This is a genomic window from Nocardioides aromaticivorans (assembly GCF_013408525.1).
GTDB classification, from domain to species: Bacteria; Actinomycetota; Actinomycetes; order Propionibacteriales; family Nocardioidaceae; genus Nocardioides; species Nocardioides aromaticivorans.
In genome coordinates this window covers 2974206-2993929 of record NZ_JACBZM010000001.1, presented here as the reverse complement: position 1 = coordinate 2993929, position 19724 = coordinate 2974206, and the positions used below count along the sequence as shown (strand labels likewise).

At 70.5% G+C, this 19724-nt stretch carries 19 protein-coding genes and 1 tRNA gene; 7 read left to right on the top strand and 13 right to left on the bottom strand.

What is annotated here, in order from left to right; all coding sequences use genetic code 11:
• Positions 1–6 precede the first annotated feature (6 nt).
• Together BJ993_RS14205 and BJ993_RS14200 are read right to left on the bottom strand one after the other, a co-directional pair.
• Entirely contained in the window at positions 7–1608 is a 1602-nt protein-coding gene (locus BJ993_RS14205; RefSeq protein ID WP_179649409.1) for a CocE/NonD family hydrolase, read from the bottom strand.
• Positions 1609–1637: 29 nt separating this feature from the next.
• Positions 1638–3008, bottom strand: coding sequence for an aldehyde dehydrogenase family protein (locus BJ993_RS14200; protein ID WP_179649407.1), 1371 nt, complete (start codon positions 3006–3008; stop codon positions 1638–1640).
• A gap of 173 nt (positions 3009–3181) precedes the next feature.
• Here BJ993_RS14200 and BJ993_RS14195 point away from each other — a divergent pair, with 173 nt between their 5' ends.
• Positions 3182–4594, top strand: a complete 1413-nt coding sequence (locus tag BJ993_RS14195) for an NAD(P)/FAD-dependent oxidoreductase (RefSeq protein WP_179649405.1) — start codon at positions 3182–3184, stop codon at positions 4592–4594.
• Between the two features lie 433 nt (positions 4595–5027).
• A complete protein-coding gene (locus tag BJ993_RS14190) occupies positions 5028–5357 on the top strand; it encodes a helix-turn-helix transcriptional regulator (RefSeq protein ID WP_179649403.1) in 330 nt (109 codons plus the stop codon).
• Positions 5358–5755: 398 nt separating this feature from the next.
• On the opposite strand, the gene BJ993_RS14185 is transcribed toward BJ993_RS14190, so the two are convergent.
• Together BJ993_RS14185 and BJ993_RS14180 are read right to left on the bottom strand one after the other, a co-directional pair.
• Complete coding sequence (locus BJ993_RS14185) at positions 5756–6547, bottom strand: nuclease-related domain-containing protein (RefSeq protein WP_179649401.1); 792 nt, start codon at positions 6545–6547, stop codon at positions 5756–5758.
• Between the two features lie 62 nt (positions 6548–6609).
• The gene (locus tag BJ993_RS14180) at positions 6610–7008 is read right to left on the bottom strand and encodes a hypothetical protein (RefSeq protein ID WP_179649399.1); all 399 of its coding nucleotides are present in this window, start codon (positions 7006–7008) and stop codon (positions 6610–6612) included.
• A gap of 135 nt (positions 7009–7143) precedes the next feature.
• On the opposite strand from BJ993_RS14180, the gene BJ993_RS14175 reads away from it, so the two are divergent.
• Positions 7144–7473 carry a helix-turn-helix domain-containing protein gene (locus tag BJ993_RS14175; RefSeq protein ID WP_179649397.1) on the top strand — a complete coding sequence of 110 codons (330 nt, stop codon included), beginning with the start codon at positions 7144–7146 and terminating at the stop codon, positions 7471–7473.
• Between the two features lie 417 nt (positions 7474–7890).
• A complete protein-coding gene (locus BJ993_RS14170) occupies positions 7891–9063 on the top strand; it encodes a tyrosine-type recombinase/integrase (protein ID WP_179649395.1) in 1173 nt (390 codons plus the stop codon).
• 84 nt (positions 9064–9147) lie between these two features.
• Here BJ993_RS14170 and BJ993_RS14165 read toward each other — a convergent pair.
• The 8 genes from BJ993_RS14165 to BJ993_RS14130 all read right to left on the bottom strand — a co-directional run bounded on the left by BJ993_RS14165 (position 9148) and on the right by BJ993_RS14130 (position 15153).
• Positions 9148–9223: transfer RNA gene (locus tag BJ993_RS14165), tRNA-Ala, on the bottom strand.
• A 71-nt stretch (positions 9224–9294) separates the two neighbouring features.
• The gene (locus tag BJ993_RS14160) at positions 9295–9810 is read right to left on the bottom strand and encodes a hypothetical protein (RefSeq protein WP_179649394.1); all 516 of its coding nucleotides are present in this window, start codon (positions 9808–9810) and stop codon (positions 9295–9297) included.
• Between the two features lie 136 nt (positions 9811–9946).
• Positions 9947–10855, bottom strand: a complete 909-nt coding sequence (sepX, locus tag BJ993_RS14155; protein ID WP_179649393.1) for a divisome protein SepX/GlpR — start codon at positions 10853–10855, stop codon at positions 9947–9949.
• Positions 10856–10957: 102 nt separating this feature from the next.
• Complete coding sequence (locus BJ993_RS14150; protein ID WP_242530499.1) at positions 10958–11635, bottom strand: GNAT family N-acetyltransferase; 678 nt, start codon at positions 11633–11635, stop codon at positions 10958–10960.
• Positions 11632–12111 carry a MogA/MoaB family molybdenum cofactor biosynthesis protein gene (locus tag BJ993_RS14145; protein ID WP_036550441.1) on the bottom strand — a complete coding sequence of 160 codons (480 nt, stop codon included), beginning with the start codon at positions 12109–12111 and terminating at the stop codon, positions 11632–11634. Before BJ993_RS14145 ends, BJ993_RS14150 begins: the two co-directional genes overlap by 4 nt.
• Positions 12108–12578: a cyclic pyranopterin monophosphate synthase MoaC gene (moaC, locus tag BJ993_RS14140; RefSeq protein WP_036550439.1), complete on the bottom strand. Its 471-nt coding sequence runs from the start codon at positions 12576–12578 to the stop codon at positions 12108–12110. Before moaC ends, BJ993_RS14145 begins: the two co-directional genes overlap by 4 nt.
• A 15-nt stretch (positions 12579–12593) precedes the next feature.
• Positions 12594–13757, bottom strand: a complete 1164-nt coding sequence (locus BJ993_RS14135) for a molybdopterin molybdotransferase MoeA (protein ID WP_179649392.1) — start codon at positions 13755–13757, stop codon at positions 12594–12596.
• Positions 13750–15153, bottom strand: coding sequence for a UTP--glucose-1-phosphate uridylyltransferase (locus BJ993_RS14130; protein ID WP_036550436.1), 1404 nt, complete (start codon positions 15151–15153; stop codon positions 13750–13752). Before BJ993_RS14130 ends, BJ993_RS14135 begins: the two co-directional genes overlap by 8 nt.
• Before the next feature lie 32 nt (positions 15154–15185).
• Here BJ993_RS14130 and BJ993_RS14125 point away from each other — a divergent pair, with 32 nt between their 5' ends.
• Positions 15186–15776 (top strand): 5-formyltetrahydrofolate cyclo-ligase, encoded by a 591-nt coding sequence (locus tag BJ993_RS14125; RefSeq protein WP_179652294.1) that lies wholly within the window; start codon positions 15186–15188, stop codon positions 15774–15776.
• Positions 15777–15779: 3 nt separating this feature from the next.
• Here the strand turns inward: BJ993_RS14125 and BJ993_RS14120 are convergent, their stop codons facing one another.
• Complete coding sequence (locus BJ993_RS14120) at positions 15780–18479, bottom strand: penicillin acylase family protein (protein WP_257026886.1); 2700 nt, start codon at positions 18477–18479, stop codon at positions 15780–15782.
• A gap of 123 nt (positions 18480–18602) precedes the next feature.
• Here BJ993_RS14120 and BJ993_RS14115 point away from each other — a divergent pair, with 123 nt between their 5' ends.
• Both BJ993_RS14115 and BJ993_RS14110 read left to right on the top strand, forming a co-directional pair.
• Positions 18603–18941: an FmdB family zinc ribbon protein gene (locus tag BJ993_RS14115; RefSeq protein ID WP_179649390.1), complete on the top strand. Its 339-nt coding sequence runs from the start codon at positions 18603–18605 to the stop codon at positions 18939–18941.
• A gap of 66 nt (positions 18942–19007) precedes the next feature.
• Entirely contained in the window at positions 19008–19670 is a 663-nt protein-coding gene (locus BJ993_RS14110) for an SAF domain-containing protein (RefSeq protein WP_179649388.1), read from the top strand.
• Positions 19671–19724 lie beyond the last annotated feature (54 nt).

The window sequence follows — 19724 nt, the reverse complement described above, 5'->3', positions numbered from 1 at the left end:
AGTCAGTCAGCGGCGGGTCGTGATCTTGAGGACGGACGGGGCGCCGGGCATACCCAGCAGCGTGTGCGTCGCGGGGGCAATGGCTGCTTGCGCGTCCCAGACCTCGGCGGACGTGCCGGGGTGAACCGGGTACAGCGGGAAGCACGATGCGCTGATCGCGAGCCGCAGGCGATGCCCTGGCCGCATGCGGTAGGCGGTGTCTCCCAGGTCGATTCGACATCGTGTGGCCACTTGCGGACCCTCGACCAGGGCAGCGCCTTCGAGGACGACACGGGCTCGACCAGACGGGTACACATCGAGGAGCCGAGCGACGATGTGACCGCTCGGACCAGAGGTGCTCACGTGCAGCTCGGCCTCGACATGTCCGACGATGTCGGTCGCCAGCCCGAACCCGTCGGTCGTGAAGGTGGCGACGTCAGCGCGCTCGTGCAAGGCCTGCTCGTCTGGCAGGTGCTCGCACTGGGCCCATTCGGACGCGATGAGGAACGGAACCGGCTCGGCCGGGTTGTGCGTCCAGCTGATGCTGGAACGCTCGGCCCTTACGGTTGGGGACAGGCTGCCACCGTCGGCAGTTCCCGTTGCCGCCTCGAGGCGACCGAGCACCAGTTGGCGCTCAACCACGTCCGCGGGGACCCACCGGTCAGCGGCTTGCCAGCCCAGGTTGGCGATCTCGTACCGGACCCGCGGCGCGAGCCACCGTCCTTGACGCCCGTGGAGGTAGTGATCCAGGAAGGCGATCGGATCAGCAGTCATGCGGTCCAGGTAGTGCGCCAGTGCGTCGTCGTCGACTTCATGGTTGGCGTGCGGCTCGTCATCCTCGTGGAGCCTGAAGTCCTCGTGGTCGGATGCGCCCATGCGCAGGAACTGGTGTCCGCCGGCGGGTGATCTGCTTGCGGCATGCCAGTCCGAGAGCTGGTGGCGCTGTAGGTTGTCCCACCAGCCGCCCATGTGAAGCGCCGGGATGCTCAGGTTCGCAGCCGGCCGGCCAAGTGGGAGGGCTGGGGTGACCAGCGACCTTCGCGCATGGCCGTTCGCGAGGTCCCGAATAAGATCGCCGACGCGAGCGGCCTCCGCCGGCAGCTCATATGCAGCTCGCCCACCGCGCATGGTGGCGTAAGGGCTCTCGAGCATCTCCGGCACCGAGAAGGTGTGCATGACCCACTCGTGCAGCGGAAGCCGAGGCACCAGGTCCGGGGCGAAGATGCGGAAGAACTCCGACCCGGTCACGCGAGGAACGATGGCCCGGAGTGCGGGGTGGCCCGACGCGACGGCTGCCCACTGCGTGAAGCCGTAGTACGAGTCGCCCATCATTCCGACGACCCCGTTGCTCCAGGATTGCGCGACGATCCAGTCCAGCGTCGCGGCGCCGTCCGCCACCTCGTTGACGAACGGAACGCGCTCTCCCTCGGACAGGAACTTCCCGCGTACGTCCTGGACGACCACGGCGAATCCGTGGGCGGTCATCCGGGCCGCGATGTCAGGCAGGAAGGTGTAGCGACCCGTCTTGTCGTAGGGAAGGCGGACCAGAACTGTCGCTCGCGAGTGGTGGATGGGTTCAGGGAGATACACGTCGGTGGCCAGACGGACGCCGTCGGCCATCGCGACCATGAATGAGTCAGTGCAGCTCGCCATCGCACTCACGCCTTCCGAACGAGGCGCTTGTTGACGAACTCGTCGACCCCGAGCCGCCCCAGTTCACGCCCGTACCCGGAGCGCTTCACGCCGCCGAAGGGCAGCTCAGGAGCCTCCCCGTGCGCCAGGTTGATCGTCACCATTCCTGTCTGCAGCCGGTCAGCAACACGCTCTGCTTGCTCGAGGTCGGCGCTGAACACGTAGGCACCCAGCCCGAAGGGGGTGTCGTTCGCCAACGCGATCGCTTCCCCTTCGCTGGAAACGCGGTGCAGAACGGCGATCGGCCCGAAGACCTCTTCGTGGTAGATGTCGTTGTCCGCAGTGACGTCGACCAGGACGGTCGGAGCGAAGAGGTTCCCGTCTCGCTGCCCGCCGACGAGGACCCGGGCGCCCTGCTCGAGGCCTCGCGCAAGTTGGTCGGCGAGCCTGTCCGCCGCGACAGTCGACGAGACCGGACCGATCATCGTCTCCTCGAGGCGCGGATCGGCCGGACGTAGCTGATCACTGCCGAACAGCTCGACCAGCCGGGCTGCGAACTCGTCGTAGATGTCATCGTGCACGATGTATCGCTTGGCCGCGTTGCACGCCTGCCCCGTGTTCTCCAGCCGGGTGGTCGCCGCGTGGTAGACCGTGGCGTCCAGGTCGCCCGTGCTGAAGACGATGAAGGGATCGGACCCGCCGAGCTCCAGCACGACCTTCTTCAGATTTCGACCCGCGACCTCTGCGATGGCGGCGCCCGCGCGCTCAGATCCCGTCACTGACACTCCCTGGACATCGGGATTCTCGAGCAACGAGACGACCTGCTCGTCGGAGGCCAGGATTGTCGAGTACACCCCATCGGGTGCGCCCGCGTCTTGCATGACCTGCTGCATGGCCGCGGCCGACTCGGGGCATTGGGGCGCAGGCTTCAACAGGACCGAGTTGCCGACCAGAACGTTCGGCGCCGCGAATCGAGCCGCCTGGTAGTACGGGTAGTTCCAGGGCATCACACCGAGAATGACTCCTAGCGGTGCACGTCGCAGGAGCGCTTCTCCCCTTCCGTCGCGCACGAGGATGGGCTCGTCGGCCAGCAGGTCATCGGCGTTCGTCGCGTAGTACCGGAAGATGCTGGCCGTGAACTCGATCTCGTGAATCGCCTGGGCGATCGGCTTGCCCATCTCCATGACCGAGATCTCGGCGAGATCACGGCACCGCTCCACATACAGGTCGGCAACCTTGGCCAGCAGCCCGGAGCGGTCAGCCGATGTCGAACGTGCCACGACCGGAACCGCGCTCGCAGCTTGCGCGACGAGGTCATCGAGCTGGCGATCATTGATGCCTGGAAACCGACGATGCTCGCACCCAGTGAACGGGTCAACGACGACGTACTGCGACATGGTTCGGCCTCTCGTAACGGCGTCCGGCACAAGTAGCGATACCGGGTGCGGGGAACGTACAACACATGTTGTACTTCCTCAAGGGGTGCCGGTCCGCAGAGAGCTCGACCGCGTGCTCGAGTTCCCCGCCACGTCCATCGACACACCGCTAGACACACTTTGAGGAGCGCATCATGCCGGGTCCATTGCAGGAGACCGCCTACGAGAGGAACGCCCCGGATGCACGGGTCGTCCGGGAATCGCTGGCGACGACGAATCGAGGGGTGTTCTGGATCGAGGACGCCGGCCAAGACGGACCCGCTCTGGTTCTCACGTCCGCCACGACCGCAGACCTTGCGATCGTGGGAGGTGGGTATCTCGGCCTATGGACTGCGGTCCTCGCCAAGCGCCGCAACCCTGGCCAGAAGGTGATTCTCCTCGAAGCCCAACGAGTCGGATGGGCTGCGTCGGGCCGCAACGGCGGCTTCTGCGAAGCCTCCATCACCCACGGCGAGGAGAACGGCCGCGCACGGTGGCGCGACGAGTACACGATTCTCGAGCGTCTCGGGAGAGACAACCTCGACGAATTCGAGAAGGACCTCGGCGACCTTGCCATCGACTGTCAGTGGGAGCGAACCGGCACCCTCAGGGTTGCCGTCGAACCCCACGAGATCCCGTGGCTCGGCGACAACCACCTCGACCAGGACTCGGTCCGCAGTCGCATCAACAGCCCGCTGTTCCTGGGCGGGAGCCAGGAGCCGGACGGGTGCGCGCTCGTCCACCCGGCTCGCCTTGCCAACGAGCTGGCTCGGGTCGCGCGGCACCTCGGCGTGGAGATCTACGAACACTCGTCTGTCACAGGCCTCTCCAGTCGTTCGACCGGCAAGGTTCGACTCGAAACCGCACGCGCCGTCGTGACTGCCGACCGGGTGGCGCTCGCGACCAACGTTTTCCCGTCGTTGCTGCGCCGCAACCGGCTCATGACGGTGCCGGTGTACGACTACGTCCTGATGACCGAGCCCCTCAGTGCCGACCAGTTGAGCTCCATCGGCTGGAACGACCGCGAAGGCCTCGCCGACATGGCCAACCAGTTTCACTACTCGCGACTCACCGCCGACAACAGGATCCTCTACGGCGGCTACGACGCCGTCTATCACGCGGGCCGCAAGATCCGCGCGACCTACGAGGATCGGCCTCACACCTACGAGAAGCTCGCCTCACACTTCTTCGCGACCTTCCCGCAGCTCGAAGGCCTCAGGTTCAGTCACCAATGGGCCGGCGCCATCGACACCTGCACACAGTTCGCCGCCTACTACGGACTCGCGCGACAGGGACGCATCGCCTACGCCGCCGGCTTCACCGGCCTCGGCGTCGGCGCCACCCGCTTCGCCGCCAACGTCCTGCTCGACAAGCTCTCCGGAGAGCGAACCGAACGCACCGAGCTCGAGATGGTCCGCAAGAGGCCACTCCCCTTCCCGCCCGAGCCCGCAGCGGCCGCCGGGATCAACCTCACCAGGTGGTCCCTGAACCGGGCAGATCACCAACAAGGACAGAGGAATGCCTTCCTGCGCGCGCTGGACGCCGTCGGCCTGGGATTCGACTCCTGAGACGAAGCCCACCCTCGCTCCGGAGAGCGACCTCACAGGTTGGTTCGAACGAGCGCCGGAGCCGGTGCCCGAGTGCCCCTCTCGGCGTAGCAACTCGAAGCCCACGGCTACGTCAGGCTCTGCTGATGTGCGTCTCCAACCAATGCAAGGCGCACCTCGCCATGACGGCCGCAGGCATCCGAGCCCGACGCCCGCTTACACAGGAATCCTGACATTGCTCCCGTCGCCCACGCGCGACTGATGAAGTGCCACACACCTCTTGCATTCTCGGCGCGGAAACGTCCGGCGTAATGCCTGCGAGCATCCGGAGCTGCCGCGTCCCCCTTTGCCGGCGGAAGTTTCTCGCCGCGTAGTGATCGCTCGAGCGGCTGGCGATGTCTTAGGAGACCAGGAGGGGTGCATCCAGCACCCACGGGATCAAGACGGGCACGCGATGAGCAACAACGAGTACAACCTCGAACAACCAGCCCTTTGGGACGAACCCACACCGGAGTCGACACGGACGCGCTGCCGCACGCGACCCCGCCCTGAGGCCGCTCCCCCACCCCAGCCGACCGTTCCCGCGAACCCCCAACCCCACTCCGCCGGCGAGCGCCTCTGGACAGCCATCGACGTGGCTGCGTACCTCGGTGTACCCATCAAGACCGTCTACGCCTGGCGCAGCCGAGGACGCGGGCCCAAGGGATTCCGCGTCGGCAAGCATCTCCGCTGGCGGGTGGCCACGGTCTTCGAATGGTCGCTGGACCAGGAGCGGAACCAGTGATCATCGAGAAGGCCTGTCCCCGATGCGGCCGGCCGTTCTTCGTCTCCGATCGGCCGAAGGCCGGCCGCCCTCGTCGCTGGTGCAGCAGTGCCTGCCGGAGGCTTGCATCCGAGGAACGTCGTGCTGCTCAAGCGGGCCGCACAGCGATCACCTATGTCACCGAGCCGGTGAGCATCGAGCAACACGTCAGCGCCGTTCTCGACTCCCCCAGTGCCTGCCGACGCGTCCTCCGAGAGCTCAACGACCGCAGTGCTCGGGGCGAGCTCGTGGACGCAAAATGGAGCTCAGTCTCGGACGAAATCGCTCGCCTCCGTCGGCCGGACACCGGGAGTCGCTGGGTTCGTTGAAGCAATCTGCCGGACGTTTCGCGCGGCGCGATTGGCTCCGCACGGCCACCCTCACGCGCGCTCTGCCGCCCGAAGTTCCGCTGCCTTGAATGCCGTCGCGCGGTACGCCGCCAGCTGCTCGAGCAACTCCTTGGCCGCGTCCGGCGGCACTGGCGGCCCCTCGAGCTGGCGGAGCCAATCGACGAGCTTGCGACCATCCACGAACCGCACGCCGTCGACCTCCCGACCGTCGTTCACTAGCTCCCGCGCCGCACCCCAGAGCACCACGGCGGCGTCCACGGTCACCGGTTGCGCGCGCGCCCGATGCTTCGCTCCGCGCTCTGACTTGAGCATGGATCTGGCGAGTCCCTGTGCCCTGATCGCTGCCTTCTTGGCGGACGCGGTCATCTCCGCAACAGCGTCCGCGTCGATCGAGCCGCGCCACTTGGAGTCCAGTACGACGATGCCACCCGAGCGCGTGACAACCACGTGGTCGAGGTCGCCACCCTGCAGCGTGATGCTGTCGACCCACCCCCAGACGAGCCGTCGTCGCTTCGCCTTCTGCAGCTCCGACCGCGTGTTGTCCTCACCCCATGCACCCCTGAGCTGCCATATCGCAGTTGCCTCGTGCGCCAGGAACGCCGAGTTGACGAGGTGCAGAGCCGCAGCAACGAGGCTGGCTTGGAGGAGTCCGATGACGTACCACCGGACCGGTAGCTCACTAGTAGCCAGGGGCACCGATGTCAGTGCCGCCACAAGGACGAACCCGGCCATCAAGAAGGCGACGATGCCGAGGTTGCGGCGCAGCCAGCGGCGCCGCAACCGCTTCAGTTCTCGTCGCGGGAAGGGCTGAAACGAACGCATATGACCTCCTCGGCCTCTGCACCATGGAAGCCGATGTGCCCGCTGCTCGTCCGGGGAATCGGTCAGTACGGCGTTTCTCGATGCCGCCGTCCGGCTGCTTCGGCGGCGGCTCGGTGCTCAGCACACAACACCTCGACCACCCCGCAGATCGCGCTCCTCTCGCCAGGTTCCCCGCAGACCTCACAGTTCCTGCTCGCCGCTTCAGAGGCCGAGCCGACGATCGCAGCGAAACGATTAGCAAGTTCGGGTGACGACGGCTCGGCATCGAAAACGAGCGCACCACCGGTGCGGGCAATCGCAAAGAGGCGGTAGCCCGGATCGAGGGCCGCCAGCGCCCGATCGAGCTCTTCAACGAGCGCAAACCAGCCTTCACCACACCGCATCGCATGCCCGGTCATCGTCATGCGCGTCACCACTCGCCCGGGAAGGGCGTCAACTTCGCACTTCTTGTCTTCTTCCATAAATGGAAGATACGCCGAAACGCCCGGCCCTTCATCGCCATCCACAGGTCCAGATCGACCATCCTCGCGCCGTATGTTTGACCGGTGCCGAAGCCTCCGTCGACCATGCCCCGGGACCTTCTCGAGGAGTCCGTCATGTTCGGCCGGCCAGGCGATGTCACTTGGATTCAACCGACGACGCCCGCGGCGTACGCGAGCGCCCGGGCAGCCGAACTGCAGCACCACTTCGTGGTCGAGACGACCGATCGCTTGGAGCGGCTCGGACGTTCGAAGTCCTGGCTGGAAGAGCGCTCCGGGATCGCGGCGGGACGCCTCAGCAAACTACTTCGCGGGTACGCGCAGCTCACTTTGAGGGACGTCGTAGCCATCGAAGGGATCCTCGGCCCGATGTTGACCGAGTTGGCGTTCTCTCCGTTCGAAGTTCGGGACTCGAGCCTGCAGGCGCGCTTTCAGCAAGGGCAATAGCGGCGGAAGGCCCCCAGCGCATCGGCAGCCGCCGAACCTTCCGCGCAGTTCGAACGATCCCCGGATGTGTTCTGCGCGTCATCGATCCTCAGCGGGCCCGAGCATTGCAGGAGATTCGCCGCCGGCATCTGATCGCTCAAGCGCCCATCCATTCCTTAGGTGACTGTCAGGTGTCTCGGGCGGCGGTTGCCGCTCTCGGAGTCGGAGGTGACCAGATGGAAACGGTGGAGGAGATCCTCACCAGCAGCGAGGTGGCTCGGTGGATCCGGGTGTCGGAGTCGACGTTGTGCCGGTGGCGGCAGCGCGGGATGGGGCCACGGGTCACGTGGATGACGTCGACCTGTCCGCGGTATCGCCGCAGCGACGTCGAGCAGTGGCTCGCGCGGGCGTCCTGAGCGACAGACTGCGAATACGGCCATGATCGAGAAGACCTCGGGCGGCCGGTTCCGGGCGAGGTTGAAGAGCGGGCGGCAGTTCGTCGCGAGCCGCACGTTCGACACGAAGCGTGAGGCGAGCGACTGGCTGGCGAGGGAGAAGGCTGCGCTCGACGGGGGAATGGATCCTCGTGCCGGGCGGCGGCCGGTCCGGACGCTGCTCGAGGAGTGGTTGGTCGTTCGGGAGTTCACGGTGGCGGCGAAGACCTACCGCAGCGACCAGGCCTTGCAGCGGTTGGTGCCGACGAGCATGCAGGCGATGCAGGTGGGGGCGGTCTCCGAGCGTGAGGTCGCGCGGTCGTTCGAGACGCTGATCCAGCGGGGGCTCAGCGAGCGCTCGGTGATCCGGTACCGCGCCAGCCTGTCGACGTTCTTCGCGTGGTGCGTGCGGGAGAAGGCGGTCGTCCGCAACCCGGTGACCGCGGCGAAGGTCCCGCGGTCATCGGAGGAGCCGACGGAGATGCGGCCGTGGACCGAGGCCGAGCTCGAGGCCACCTACGACCGCTGGAAGGCCCGGGATCCGCACCTGGCCGACGCGCTCCTGGTGCTGGGCTGGACCGGGATGCGGTGGGGCGAGGCGCGGGCCGTGCTGGTCGAGGACGTGGTCGTCGTACCCACGCCCGGCTTGCTGGTGCGGCGCTCGCAGACCGAGGGCGGTGCGGTCAAGGCCACCAAGGGACGCCGCGGCCGTCGGGTGCCGGTAGCCGACCGCATCCTGCCGATCGTCCAGCGCATGGCCGAGGGCAAGCAGCCGACCGACCTCCTGATCACCACCGGCGGAGGCGCCCAGCTGCACCGCACTGCCGTGCTGCGCACGGTCAAGTGGGACCAGACAGCGGGCGGGCGGCGCATCCACGACCTGCGCCACACCGCGGCATGCCTGTGGCTGGCGCGCGGTGTGGATCCCGGCACCGTCCAGGCATGGATGGGGCACGAGTCGATCGCCACGACGTACCGCTACCTGCACTTCCTCGGCACCTCGGCGGACCAGGCCGGCCTGGATCGCCTGAACGACCCCATCCGTGGGCCCGCCCCGAGACCCGACCCTAAGACAGAGGCGTCTGACCGCCTCGACCGAAGCACGCGGGAGGCGCTGCGCGGCTCCCCCACGGGCCGGGGGTACGCCGGGGGTAAGCGAGACGGCCCGGCCTGGTGAATCCCGCCCATGCAAGTCCCACACCATCAGACCCGAAAACGCGAGAACCGGCAGGTCAGAAGCGACCTGCCGGTTCTTGCTTGCTGGTGGAGGTGAGGGGATTCGAACCCCTGACCTTCTCATTGCGAACGAGACGCGCTACCAACTGCGCCACACCCCCAAGCGAGGGGAAACGTTAGCACCACGCCCCGAGCGCAGCCGAATCCGGATCCCCTCTCCGGCGTCAGCCGGTCACTGCTGCTCGTACGGAGCCTGCGAAGGAGCGGCGTCCTGGTCGTCGCCGTACGACGTCTCGCCGGCCGACTCGCCGTCGACGTCGTCGCCCGAGACGACCTCGGGCTGCTCGCCGTAGCCGGAGGTCGGGGGCTCGGCGTCCTGGTCGCCGTCGGTGGTGCCGGCAAAGGCGTCGGCCTGGTCGGGGTTGCGGTCCTCGTCGGCGGTGCCGGGCGGGCGCGGCATCTCGTCGCCGTGCGGTCCCTGGTCGACGTCCGAGCTCCCCCGCGGCTTGGCGGGGTCGTGCCACGTCGTCGACTGGCCCTGGGAGGACAACGCCTGCTCGCCGTCGTCGCCGATCTCGCCGGGGTCGCTGAACTGGGTGTCCGGTGAGACGGCGGTGCTGGAGTCGCCGTACTCGAGCTCCTCGCGCTGCGCCTGCTCCTCGTCGGCCTGGCCGACGGGCTCGCCGCCGTACGCGCGCTGGTCGTCAGCGTCCTGCGCCTGCTGTGCGCCGCTGCTGTCCTGCGTCATGCGGATCAACTCCCAAGCTCGGGCGGCCGGGTGGATCCCGGCCGCAGCCGCGAGGGGCCGGTGCGTGACGCGGCCTCGCGGACCCAGGAGTTACCCGGACACCCGTCCGGGAGACGGGTGGTGCGAGCGGATCGGGTCAGGAGCCGGAGGCGCGGCGCTCGTCGGCCGCGGCGTCCGCGTCGGCCTGCGCGCGCTGGGCGTCGGCCTCGCGGGCGAGCTGGGAGTCGGCCTCGTTGCGCCCGGAGCTCCACACGCCGGTGGAGTCGAGGTCGATGGTGCGGACCGTGCGACCGGCCGGCGCCTTGGCGACGTACGTCGGCAGCGGGACCGGCACCGGCGTCCACCCGTCGACGACCGGCTCCTCCTCGAGCAGGGCGGCGGTGACGGCCGGGATCTCGTCGGTGTTGTCGTCGGCGTCGAGCTCGCCGAGGACCTCGGCCGGCTCGTCGGCGACCTCGTCGGTCTCGGCGTCCTCGGCGGCGATCGCCTCGTCGGCGAGGGTACGACGGCGCCGGCGGTTCGCGGCCGCGCGGGCAGCCCGCTCGCGACGGACCATCAGCCGGCAGGCGACCAGCCAGGCCACCAGCAGGGCCACGGGGGCCGCGATCCAGGCCAGGCCGATGACCTTGCCGATGCCGAGGCCGGCGACGACCAGGTTGAGCAGGAGCAGGACGTTGAAGACCCGGCGCCGGCGCTCGGCCGCACGACGGGCGGCGAGGCGGCGGGCGAGGGCCGGACGCGGGGCACGCGGCGCAGGGGTGGGCGCCGCGGGCTCCTCGTCGTGCGCGACCTCCGGCTCGGCCGGGGCTGCGGGCTCCTCGACGGACTCCTCCACGCGCGCGGTGGACGGCTTGCGGCCGGCCGGGACGAGCTCGGCCGCGGAGGCCGAGACGGCCTCGCGCCGGGCGAGCACCCGCAGCCGGTCGGAGAAGCCGTCGACGGAGCGGTTGGCGGAGTCCTCCTCGTGGTACTTGAGCGCCTTCGGCACGAGGTAGACCGCCCAGGCCACCGCCAGTGCGACGAAGATCAGCGCGCTCAGGTCCACACCGAGAGGTTAGGAGCGTTAACTCAAAGTGGGGCGCATGTCCATCGGTGTGTCACAGATTGATTGGTGTGACGGATGTGATTCGGCGTCACCGGGCGGGGATCACGAGGATCCGGCCTCCGGGGACTCCAGCCGGACCAGCACCCCGCGCGGCGCCTCCTCACGGGTCACCGCGAAGATCCGGTGGTCGCGCCACTCGCCGTCGATGTGCAGGAACAGCGGCGCGTAGCCGATCTCGCGGATGCCGAGCTTCTCCACGACCCGCAGCGAGTTGGTGTTCTCGGGGCGGATGCAGATCTCGATCCGGTGCAGGCCCGCGGTGAAGAAGCTGTGGTCGATCACCATCGCGACCGCGCGCGGGATGACGCCGCGGCCGGCGAACTCCTGGTCGATCCAGTAGCCCACCGACGCGAACTGCGCGGACCCGCGCACGATGTTGTTGACGCTCACCTGGCCGGCGAACCGGCCGTCGACCTCCACCACGAACGGGAAGGTCGTGCCCTGCCGGGCCGAGCGCCGCAGCCGCTTCACCAGCGCCCGGAAGGTCATCGGCCGTGCATCCGCACCCGGCGGCGCCGTCGCGTCCCAGCGGGCCAGCCACAGGGCGTTGCGGCGGCGGGCCGAGCGCCACGCCTTCGCGTCGCGCCTGCTGATCGGCCGCAGCCGGACGACGGGGTGGGTGCCCGAGATCAGCTCGTTGGGCCAGGCCCGGCCGGGCACGCCCACGACCATCCGCTCGCGCGGCCCCTCCTTCGCCCCGCTCGCCGCACCGGTGCTCAATGGTCGCTCCCCACGACCTGCTCGACCGCGTGCACCAGCACCGGCTCGAGCACGGCGAGCGCGTCCTTCACTCCCCCGCGTGAGCCGGGCAGGTTGACGACGAGGGCGTTGCCGGCGACGCCCGCCAGCCCGCGCGAGAGTACGGCGGTCGGCACGCCCTTCGCGACACCCGCGGCCCGGATCGCCTCGGCCAGGCCGGGCACCTCCCGGTCGAGCAGCGGCCGGGTCACCTCGGGCGTGCGGTCGGTCGGGGTGAGCCCGGTGCCGCCCGTCGTGAGCACCACCCGGGCGCCGCCGTCGACGGCTGCCGCGATCGCGAGGCCGACCGGCTCGCCGTCCGGGCACACCACCGGCTCACCGACGGAGAAGCCCCACGACCGCAGGGCCTCCACGATCAGCGGGCCGGTCGTGTCGTCGTACACGCCGGCGGCGGCGCGGTTGGACGCAACGACGACGACGGCGGGGAGACCGCTCATCGGGCCCAGTCCCCGGACTTGCCCCCCGACTTGGACTCCACCCGCACGTCGGTGATCACGGCGCCCTTGTCGACGGCCTTGACCATGTCGACGACGGTGAGCGCGGCGACCGACACGGCGGTGAGCGCCTCCATCTCGACGCCGGTGCGGTCGGTGGTCTTCACCGTCGCCTCGATCTCGACGGCGTCGTCGGCGACCGACAGGTCGACCTTGACGCCGGACACGGCGAGCGGGTGGCACAGCGGGATCAGCGCCGGCGTCTGCTTGGCGCCCATGATCCCGGCGATCCGGGCGACGGCCAGCGCATCGCCCTTGGGCACGCCCTCGCCCCGGAGCAGCGCGACCACCTCGGGCGAGACGAGCACCCGGCCGGACGCACGGGCCACCCGGGTCGTCACGTCCTTCGCCGACACGTCGACCATCCGGGCAGCGCCGGTCTCGTCGACGTGGGTCAGCCGGTCAGCCATCACCGCTCCTTGGGTTCACAGGGAAAGGACCTCGATCGCCTCGCCCGCCGGGATCTCCTGCTCGCGCGGGGGCACGACCAGCAGCACCTCGGCCGTCGCGAGCAGCCGCTGCGAGTGGCCGGCGTGGCCCGGCAGGGGCACGACGTGGCCATTCTCGTCGTAGACCCCCGGCAGGAGAACCGTGCGGTCCCCCGCCTGGACCGGGACGGCCAGCCGGGCGAGGCGGACCTCGATGCGACCGGGGTCGGCGAGGGCAGCCACGGCGCGGCTGCCGTAGAGGAGGAAGGACGCGTACGCCGCGACGGGCGTGCCCGGCAGGCAGAGCACCGGAACCTGCCGGCCGTCGACGTCGAGGACGCCGAAGCCCTGGGGCCGGCCGGGCTTCATCGCCACCGGGCCGAACCAGAAGCCGGGGACGTCGCGCAGCGCGGCCTTGACCACGTCGTGGTCGCCGGCCGAGACGCCGCCGGTCGTGACGACGAGGTCGGAGACCGCCGCCGCCTCGCGCAGCTGGACGAGGAAGCCGTCGGGGTCGTCGGGGGCGGGTCCGAAGCAGGCGACGTCGGCATCGAGGCCGGCGGCCGCGGCGGCGAGGGTGGCCGAGTTGCTGTCGGGGACGCTGCCGTTGACCAGCTCCGCGCCGGTCGACACGATGCCGACGCGCGGGCGTGCGTGGACCAGCACGCTGGCGTGCCCCGTCGAGACCAGCAGGCCGAGCTGCGCCGCGCCGACCACGCTCCCGGCCCTCAGCGCCACCTCGCCGGCGGCGACGTCCTCGCCCTCACGACGAATGTGCCGGCCGGCAGCGGCCGTCTGCAGGACCCGCACGGGGTCGGTGCCGGTCGTCCACTCGAACGGGACCACGAGGTCCGCCCCGGGGGGCACCTCGGCCCCTGTCATGATCCGGATCGCCGTACCCGCCTCCAGCGGGGTCACCGGGTCGCCCGCGGCGACGACACCGGCGACCGGCAGCTCGACCGGTACGGCAGCGACGTCGGCCGCCCGGACGGCGAAGCCGTCCATGGCGGAGTGGTCGAACGGCGGGACGGACAGCACGGCGGTCACGTCGGCCGCCAGCACGCGTCCGCGAGCCTGCGCCAACGGCACCTCGACCGGCGCCAGCCGGGTGATCGCCTGCTCGACGCGGCGCCGGTGGTCGGCGACCGAGGGGTCAGGCATCCGACCCGCTGGCGTCCCCCGAGAGGACTTCACCGGCGGGAACGCGCTGCGCCCCGCGGCCGTCGAGCTCCACGTCGCCGACGACCTGGACGCCGTGGCCGAAGGTCCAGTCACCCTCGACCTTCAGCGAGGAGGCCTTCGCCAGCGACGGCGCACCCTCGGGGAAGCGCTTGTCGAACTCTCCGACGACCTGGTAGTGGTCGGCGTCGAGCTCGACGTACGGGACGTCGGCCGCGATCTGGGTCAGCGCGAAGTCGGCGCCGATCTCGTACACGTCGGAGCGCAGCACCAGCAGGTCGTTGGTCGTCTTGACCGGGATGAACCGGTCGCGGCCGACCTCGATCAGCCGCGCCCCCTCGAAGACCTCGATCGCGGCGCCCATGGCCGTCTCGACCTGGATCACCCTCGGGCTGTCCGGGTCGGCCGGGTCGACATTCTTCTCGTTGCGGATGAGCGGGAGTCCGAGGACGCCGTCGCGGGCGTCGAGCGTCGCCTTCATCGCCCGCAGGTCGAACCAGATGTTGTTGGTCGAGCAGAAGCGGTGGCGGCTGAGGTCGGCCAGCGCCTCGCGGTCCTCGGGCAGCGTCTGCGCGGTCTCGCGCAGCACCAGCCGGCCGTCGGCCTTGCGGCGCGCGAAGTGGCCGCCCTTCTTGTCCGAGGGAGTACGACGGACCGCCTCGATCGCGAACGGAGCACCCGACGCGGCGAACCAGCCCGCCACCCGCGGCGCGGGGACGGCGCCGAGGTTGTCGGAGTTCGACACGAAGGCGTAGCGGTAGCCCTCCGCGATCAGCCGGTCGAGCAGGCCGGTGCCGCGCAGCGCCGTGTAGATGTCGCCGTGCCCCGGCGGACACCACTCCAGCTCGGGCTCCTTGGGCCACTCCACCGGCTTGAGCGAGTCGGCGAGGAGCTTGGGCTCCTTGTTCTGCAGGAACTCGACCGGCAGGTCCCCCACCGCGAGCTCGTCGTAGCGGCCCAGCGCGTGCAGCGTGTCGGCCGAGGTGCGGAAGGAGTTCATGAAGATCAGCGGCAGCCGGGCGTCGTACTCCGCGCGGAGGTGGAGCGCCTGCCGGGCGATGATGTCGAGGAAGGACAGCCCGCGGCGCACGCAGAGCAGCGACTTCGCGCGCTCCATCCCCATCGACGTGCCGAGGCCGCCGTTGAGCTTGATGGCCACCGTCTTGCCGATGGCGTCCGCGGCGACGTCGTCGGCCACCTCGGCGTCGGCCAGGCTCTCGATGTCGACCGGCTCGATGCTCGACTCGGGGATCATCCCGGTCTCGCCGTGCTCGAGGAGCCGGTAGTAGTGCGCGAACGTCTCGATCGCGACGGGGTCGACCCCGGCATCGGCCATCTTCGCCCGTGCCATCTCCAGGCCGCTGCTGCGGCCACTCATACCCATGTTTCCGATCGTAGGCTTGCTTCGTGATGGATGGGCAAACCGGCCACGGTGCGATCAGCAAGCTGGCAGTCCGTGACCAGCTCCTCACGGCCCGCCGCCGGCGGCCGCTCGCCGAGGTCGGGGCCGCCGCCAGGGCGATCGCCGACGCCCTGCTCGACGCCCCGGAGGTACGACGAGCGGCCAGTGTCGCCTGCTACGTCTCCGTCGGCGGCGAGCCCGGCACGACCGAGCTGCTCGACCGGCTGGTCGCCGCCGGCAAGCGGGTCGTCCTGCCGGTGCTGCTGCCCGACAACGACCTCGACTGGGCGCCGTACACGGGGCCGGGCTCGCTGGCCCCGGCCCGGCGCGGCCTGCTGGAACCGGTGACCACCCCGCTCGGGGTCGAGGCGGTCGCGACGTGCGACGCGGTCCTCGTGCCCGGCCTCGCCGTCGGTGCCGACGGCCTGCGGCTCGGTCGCGGCGGCGGCTCCTACGACCGCGCGCTGGGTCGCGTGCCGGTGGGCACCTTCACCTGCGTGCTCCTGTACGACGACGAGCGGCTCCCCGTCGTACCCGCGGAGCCGCACGACCGGCCGGTCAGCGCGGCCGCCACGCCGTCGGGGATCACCCGCTTCTGACGCTCAGCCGCCGGGGGTGAGGGTGAGGACGTCCTCGCCGGCGTCCTGGACCGCATCCTCCGAGAACGCCCAGGGCAGGGTCTCGCCGCGGGCCCACTTGTCGGTCTGGTCGGTGTAGTGCGGGTGGAAGGCGTGCCCGGAGACGCCGGTGAGGTTGATCCACGTCGCGGCGTCGAGGTCGTCCATCGGCACGACCATCCGCATCGACGGGGCGGTCACGACGTCGTACCCCTCCCGCGCGTCCCAGCCGGTCGCGTCGACGAGCGATCCCCCACCGCCGACCTCCCAGCCGCCGCGGTTGAACAGCCGCTCGACGATGCCGATGCCGGACTCGCCGAGGGTGGCCGAGCGGAGCTCGAGCTCGTGCAGCGCGCCCCACGTCCACTCGTCGGCGTTGGGCGACTGCCGGGCCGTGAGCTCGTCGCGCGCGGCGATCATCGCCTCGCGCAGGATGTCGTCGCGGTCCTCCACGACGTCGTCGGTCTCGACGTCGTCCCACCAGTGGCTCGACGCGCGCCGCAGGATCCGCGCCACGACCGTGAACCAGCGGTCGCCGCCGTCCGGCTCGAGCGCCGCGGGCAGCTCGTCGGCGAAGGTCCGCTCGAGCACCTGGCGCCACACCACGTTGAAGTAGGCGGCAGCCGCGCTGTCGGGGCCCTGGCGGTAGTTCCACGAGCGCAGCAGCCTCTGGCCGTCGGAGTAGTAGCCGCGGGGCAGGTCGACCTCGAGGAGGTACGGCGTCAGCGCCTCGCCGATCGCGCTCCAGTCGTCGAGCTGGATGGCCCCCATCTTGGCGACGCTCAGCTCGTCGTCGGCGTCGAGCAGCTCGTTGATCCGGGTGGAGCGGTAGCCCTGGTCCCAGTCGTCGGTGAGGTGCGGCGGGTAGCGGCGCGGGTCGATGACGGCCTGGTTGGCGGTGGCGATGATCCCGGACTCGGGGTCGAGCACGTTGGGCAGGGCGTCGTACGGGACGAAGCGGCCGGTCCACGCGGTGTCCGGCTCCCAGCCGGCGGCGGGCGTGCGCCCGTCGTTGCCGGCCCTGCGGATCGGCACCAGGCCGGTCGCCTGGTAGCCGATGTGGCCCTCGCGGTCGGCGTACACGACGTTCTGGCCGGGCACGGCGAAGTCGCTGAGCGCGGCACGGAAGGACTCCCAGTCGCTCGCCATGTCGAGCGCCAGCAGCGCATCGGCGGTGGGGTGCGGCTGGAGCGCGGTCCACGCGAGCGAGACCCCGACGTCCCAGCCGTCGCCGGGCGCGGCGGTGTCGGCCCGCGCGACGTCGTCGGCCTGCTCGACGAGCCCGTCGTCGTCGGCGAGGTCGACGGCGTCGAGCTCCTCGTCGAGGTCGACCAGGTCGGTCAGCAGGGGCCCGTGGTCGGTGGACCGCACGGTGATGTCCACCGGGTCGCCGTCACGGACCTCGATCGTCTCGTCGCGGGTGGTCAGCGGGAGCTCCTTGCGACCGGACTGCCACGTGTCGCCGGAGACGCGCTCGACGTACAGGTCCGTGACGTCGGGGCCGAGGTTCGTGAAGCCCCACGCGATGTCGGCGTTGTGGCCGATCACGACGCCGGGGACGCCGGAGAAGCTGAAGCCGGCGACGTCCATCGGGCACTCGGTGGACACCGTGCGGCAGTGCAGCCCGACCTGGGTCCACACACCGGGCAGCGAGATGCCGAGGTGGGGGTCGTTGGCGAGGATCGGCGCACCGGTCGCGGTGTGCTCGCCGTCGACGACCCAGCTGTTGCTGCCGATCCCGTCGCCGCTGCCGAGCAGCGCCGGCACCCCGGAGAGGACGGAGCGCACGCCGGCGAGCGCGGCGACGGTACGCCGCCCGCCCGGCGCGGGACGCCGCAGCAGGTCGGACCCGGAGGGCTCGACGTCCTGGTCGAACACGTCGCCGAGCAGGCCGCCCTGCTCGACGATCGGCGCGTGCTTCTCGAAGGGGTACGACGGGTAGAGCTCCGCGCTCGCCTCCGTCCCGACCGCGGCGGCGGTCAGCGCGCGACCGATCTCCTCCTCGAGGTTGCCGCGCAGGTCCCACGCCATCGCCTTGAGCCAGGCGATCGAGTCGACGGCGCTCCACTTCTCGGGGGTGTAGTCGAGGCCGGTGATGCCGAGCAGGGTGTACTCGAGCGCCATCTCGGACGTCGAACGGCCCGCCAGCCACGCGTTCACGCCCTCCGCGTACGCGTCGAGCGCGCTGCGGGTGGCCGGGCGGAGCATGGTCAGCTCCTGCTCCGCGACCTGCCGCCAGCCGAGCGTGCGCACCACCAGGTCGCTCTCCAGGCCGTCCTCGCCGAACAGCTCCGACAGCCGCCCGGCGGTCGCGTGGCGTCGTACGTCCATCTCGAAGAAGCGGTCCTGCGCGTGGACGAAGCCCTGGGCCATCATCAGGTCGTGCATCGAGTCCGCGTAGACCTGCGGGATGCCGGCGTCGTCGCGCACCACCTCGACCTCGCCCTCGAGGCCGGACAGCTCGATCTCGCCGCTGGTCTGCGGCCACGGGCGGCGGACCACGACGACCGCGGTGACGAGCCCGGCGACCAGCGCCAGCGCCAGGAGGACGGCGATGCCGGCCATCCAGCGCAGGGGGCCCGACCAGGCGCGAAAGCCCCGGCGGGTCAGGTCCGTCGTGGCCTCGCGGGACTGGAGCGGGGACGCGGCGGGCGCGTCGTCGGTGCTGCTGGTTCCGTCCACCATGGTGGGCGCCATTGTGCCGGGTGGTCCCTGCGTCGCGGCGAATGCCCACCCTCCTGTGGGCGTGACGTATCATTGGCACTCGACAGTCGAGAGTGCCAACACGCATCACCACGGAGTCCACCGATGCCCACCTACCAGTACCGCTGCTCCGAGTGCGGCCACGCGTTCGAGCAGGTCCAGAGCTTCAGCGACGACGCCCTGACCGTCTGCCCCGAGTGCAACGGCGTGCTGCGCAAGGTGTTCAACTCCGTCGGCGTGGTCTTCAAGGGCTCCGGCTTCTACAAGACCGACAGCCGCTCCTCGAGCACGTCGACGACGCCGGCCGCGTCGACCTCGTCCGACAGCTCGTCCAGCTCGTCGTCCTCCGACTCCTCGAGCAGCTCGTCCAGCAGCTCCTCGTCGAGCAGCTCGTCGAGCAGCTCCTCGTCGAGCTCGACCGGCGCGGCGGCCTCCCCCGCCTGAGGCCTGCGGCTCGGGGCCTGTGGATGACCGCTGCACGCGGTCGCGCCACGACCTAGCGTCGCGGGCATGGCTCCGTCCACCCCGCCCCGCCCGCCCCGCCCGCTGCGGCACCGCGTCGCCGACACCCTGACCCGGGTACGACGCCGCGTGCTCCGCCGGCGCCGGCCGCTCGCGGTCCTGCTGGCCGCCGGGGCGGTCGCCGCCGCGCTGCACACCCTCGCGCCGCCACCACCGGCGAGCACCGGCCTGCGGGTCGCCGCCCGCGACCTGCCCGCCGGCCACGTCCTCACCGACGACGACCTCGTGGACGCGGAGGTGCCGCCCGGCGTCGTACCGGAGGGGGCGGAGGGGCACCCCGAGGGACGGGTGCTGGCGGCCCCGCTCCGGGCAGGGGAGCCGGTCACCGACGTCCGCCTGGTCGGTGAGGGGCTCGCCTCGGCGCAGCCCCCGGGCACGGTCGCGCTGCCCGTGCGACTGTCCGACGCGGGGCAGGCCGCGCTGCTCACGGTGGGCGACCGGATCACGCTGGTGGCGACCGATCCGCAGGCCGGGACCGCCGAGCCCCTGGCCGACGACGCGCTGGTGCTGGCGATTCCCGACGCGCGCCACGCCGGGGACGGTGCCCTGCCGGGGCGCCTGGTGGTGGTGGGCTTGGCCCAGGAGGACGTGTATCAGGTCACGTCCGCGTCCGTTGCTGCCTACGTGACTTATACATGGCGTCGCAGTTAGGTTGCTTCGCAGTCGTAGCACGCTCACTACGCGGAAGTCTCGGAAAGAGGAGAG

What these genes read in the sequence shown, in the direction of transcription:
- BJ993_RS14205 (WP_179649409.1), bottom strand. Translation starts at nt 1,608, where the DNA reads ATGGTCGCGATGGCCGACGGCGTCCGTCTGGCCACCGACGTGTATCTC.
- BJ993_RS14200 (WP_179649407.1), bottom strand. Translation starts at nt 3,008, where the DNA reads ATGTCGCAGTACGTCGTCGTTGACCCGTTCACTGGGTGCGAGCATCGT.
- BJ993_RS14195 (WP_179649405.1), top strand. Translation starts at nt 3,182, where the DNA reads ATGCCGGGTCCATTGCAGGAGACCGCCTACGAGAGGAACGCCCCGGAT.
- BJ993_RS14190 (WP_179649403.1), top strand. Translation starts at nt 5,028, where the DNA reads ATGAGCAACAACGAGTACAACCTCGAACAACCAGCCCTTTGGGACGAA.
- BJ993_RS14185 (WP_179649401.1), bottom strand. Translation starts at nt 6,547, where the DNA reads ATGCGTTCGTTTCAGCCCTTCCCGCGACGAGAACTGAAGCGGTTGCGG.
- BJ993_RS14180 (WP_179649399.1), bottom strand. Translation starts at nt 7,008, where the DNA reads ATGGAAGAAGACAAGAAGTGCGAAGTTGACGCCCTTCCCGGGCGAGTG.
- BJ993_RS14175 (WP_179649397.1), top strand. Translation starts at nt 7,144, where the DNA reads ATGTTCGGCCGGCCAGGCGATGTCACTTGGATTCAACCGACGACGCCC.
- BJ993_RS14170 (WP_179649395.1), top strand. Translation starts at nt 7,891, where the DNA reads ATGATCGAGAAGACCTCGGGCGGCCGGTTCCGGGCGAGGTTGAAGAGC.
- BJ993_RS14160 (WP_179649394.1), bottom strand. Translation starts at nt 9,810, where the DNA reads ATGACGCAGGACAGCAGCGGCGCACAGCAGGCGCAGGACGCTGACGAC.
- BJ993_RS14145 (WP_036550441.1), bottom strand. Translation starts at nt 12,111, where the DNA reads ATGAGCGGTCTCCCCGCCGTCGTCGTCGTTGCGTCCAACCGCGCCGCC.
- moaC (WP_036550439.1), bottom strand. Translation starts at nt 12,578, where the DNA reads ATGGCTGACCGGCTGACCCACGTCGACGAGACCGGCGCTGCCCGGATG.
- BJ993_RS14135 (WP_179649392.1), bottom strand. Translation starts at nt 13,757, where the DNA reads ATGCCTGACCCCTCGGTCGCCGACCACCGGCGCCGCGTCGAGCAGGCG.
- BJ993_RS14130 (WP_036550436.1), bottom strand. Translation starts at nt 15,153, where the DNA reads ATGAGTGGCCGCAGCAGCGGCCTGGAGATGGCACGGGCGAAGATGGCC.
- BJ993_RS14125 (WP_179652294.1), top strand. Translation starts at nt 15,186, where the DNA reads ATGGATGGGCAAACCGGCCACGGTGCGATCAGCAAGCTGGCAGTCCGT.
- BJ993_RS14120 (WP_257026886.1), bottom strand. Translation starts at nt 18,479, where the DNA reads ATGGTGGACGGAACCAGCAGCACCGACGACGCGCCCGCCGCGTCCCCG.
- BJ993_RS14115 (WP_179649390.1), top strand. Translation starts at nt 18,603, where the DNA reads ATGCCCACCTACCAGTACCGCTGCTCCGAGTGCGGCCACGCGTTCGAG.
- BJ993_RS14110 (WP_179649388.1), top strand. Translation starts at nt 19,008, where the DNA reads ATGGCTCCGTCCACCCCGCCCCGCCCGCCCCGCCCGCTGCGGCACCGC.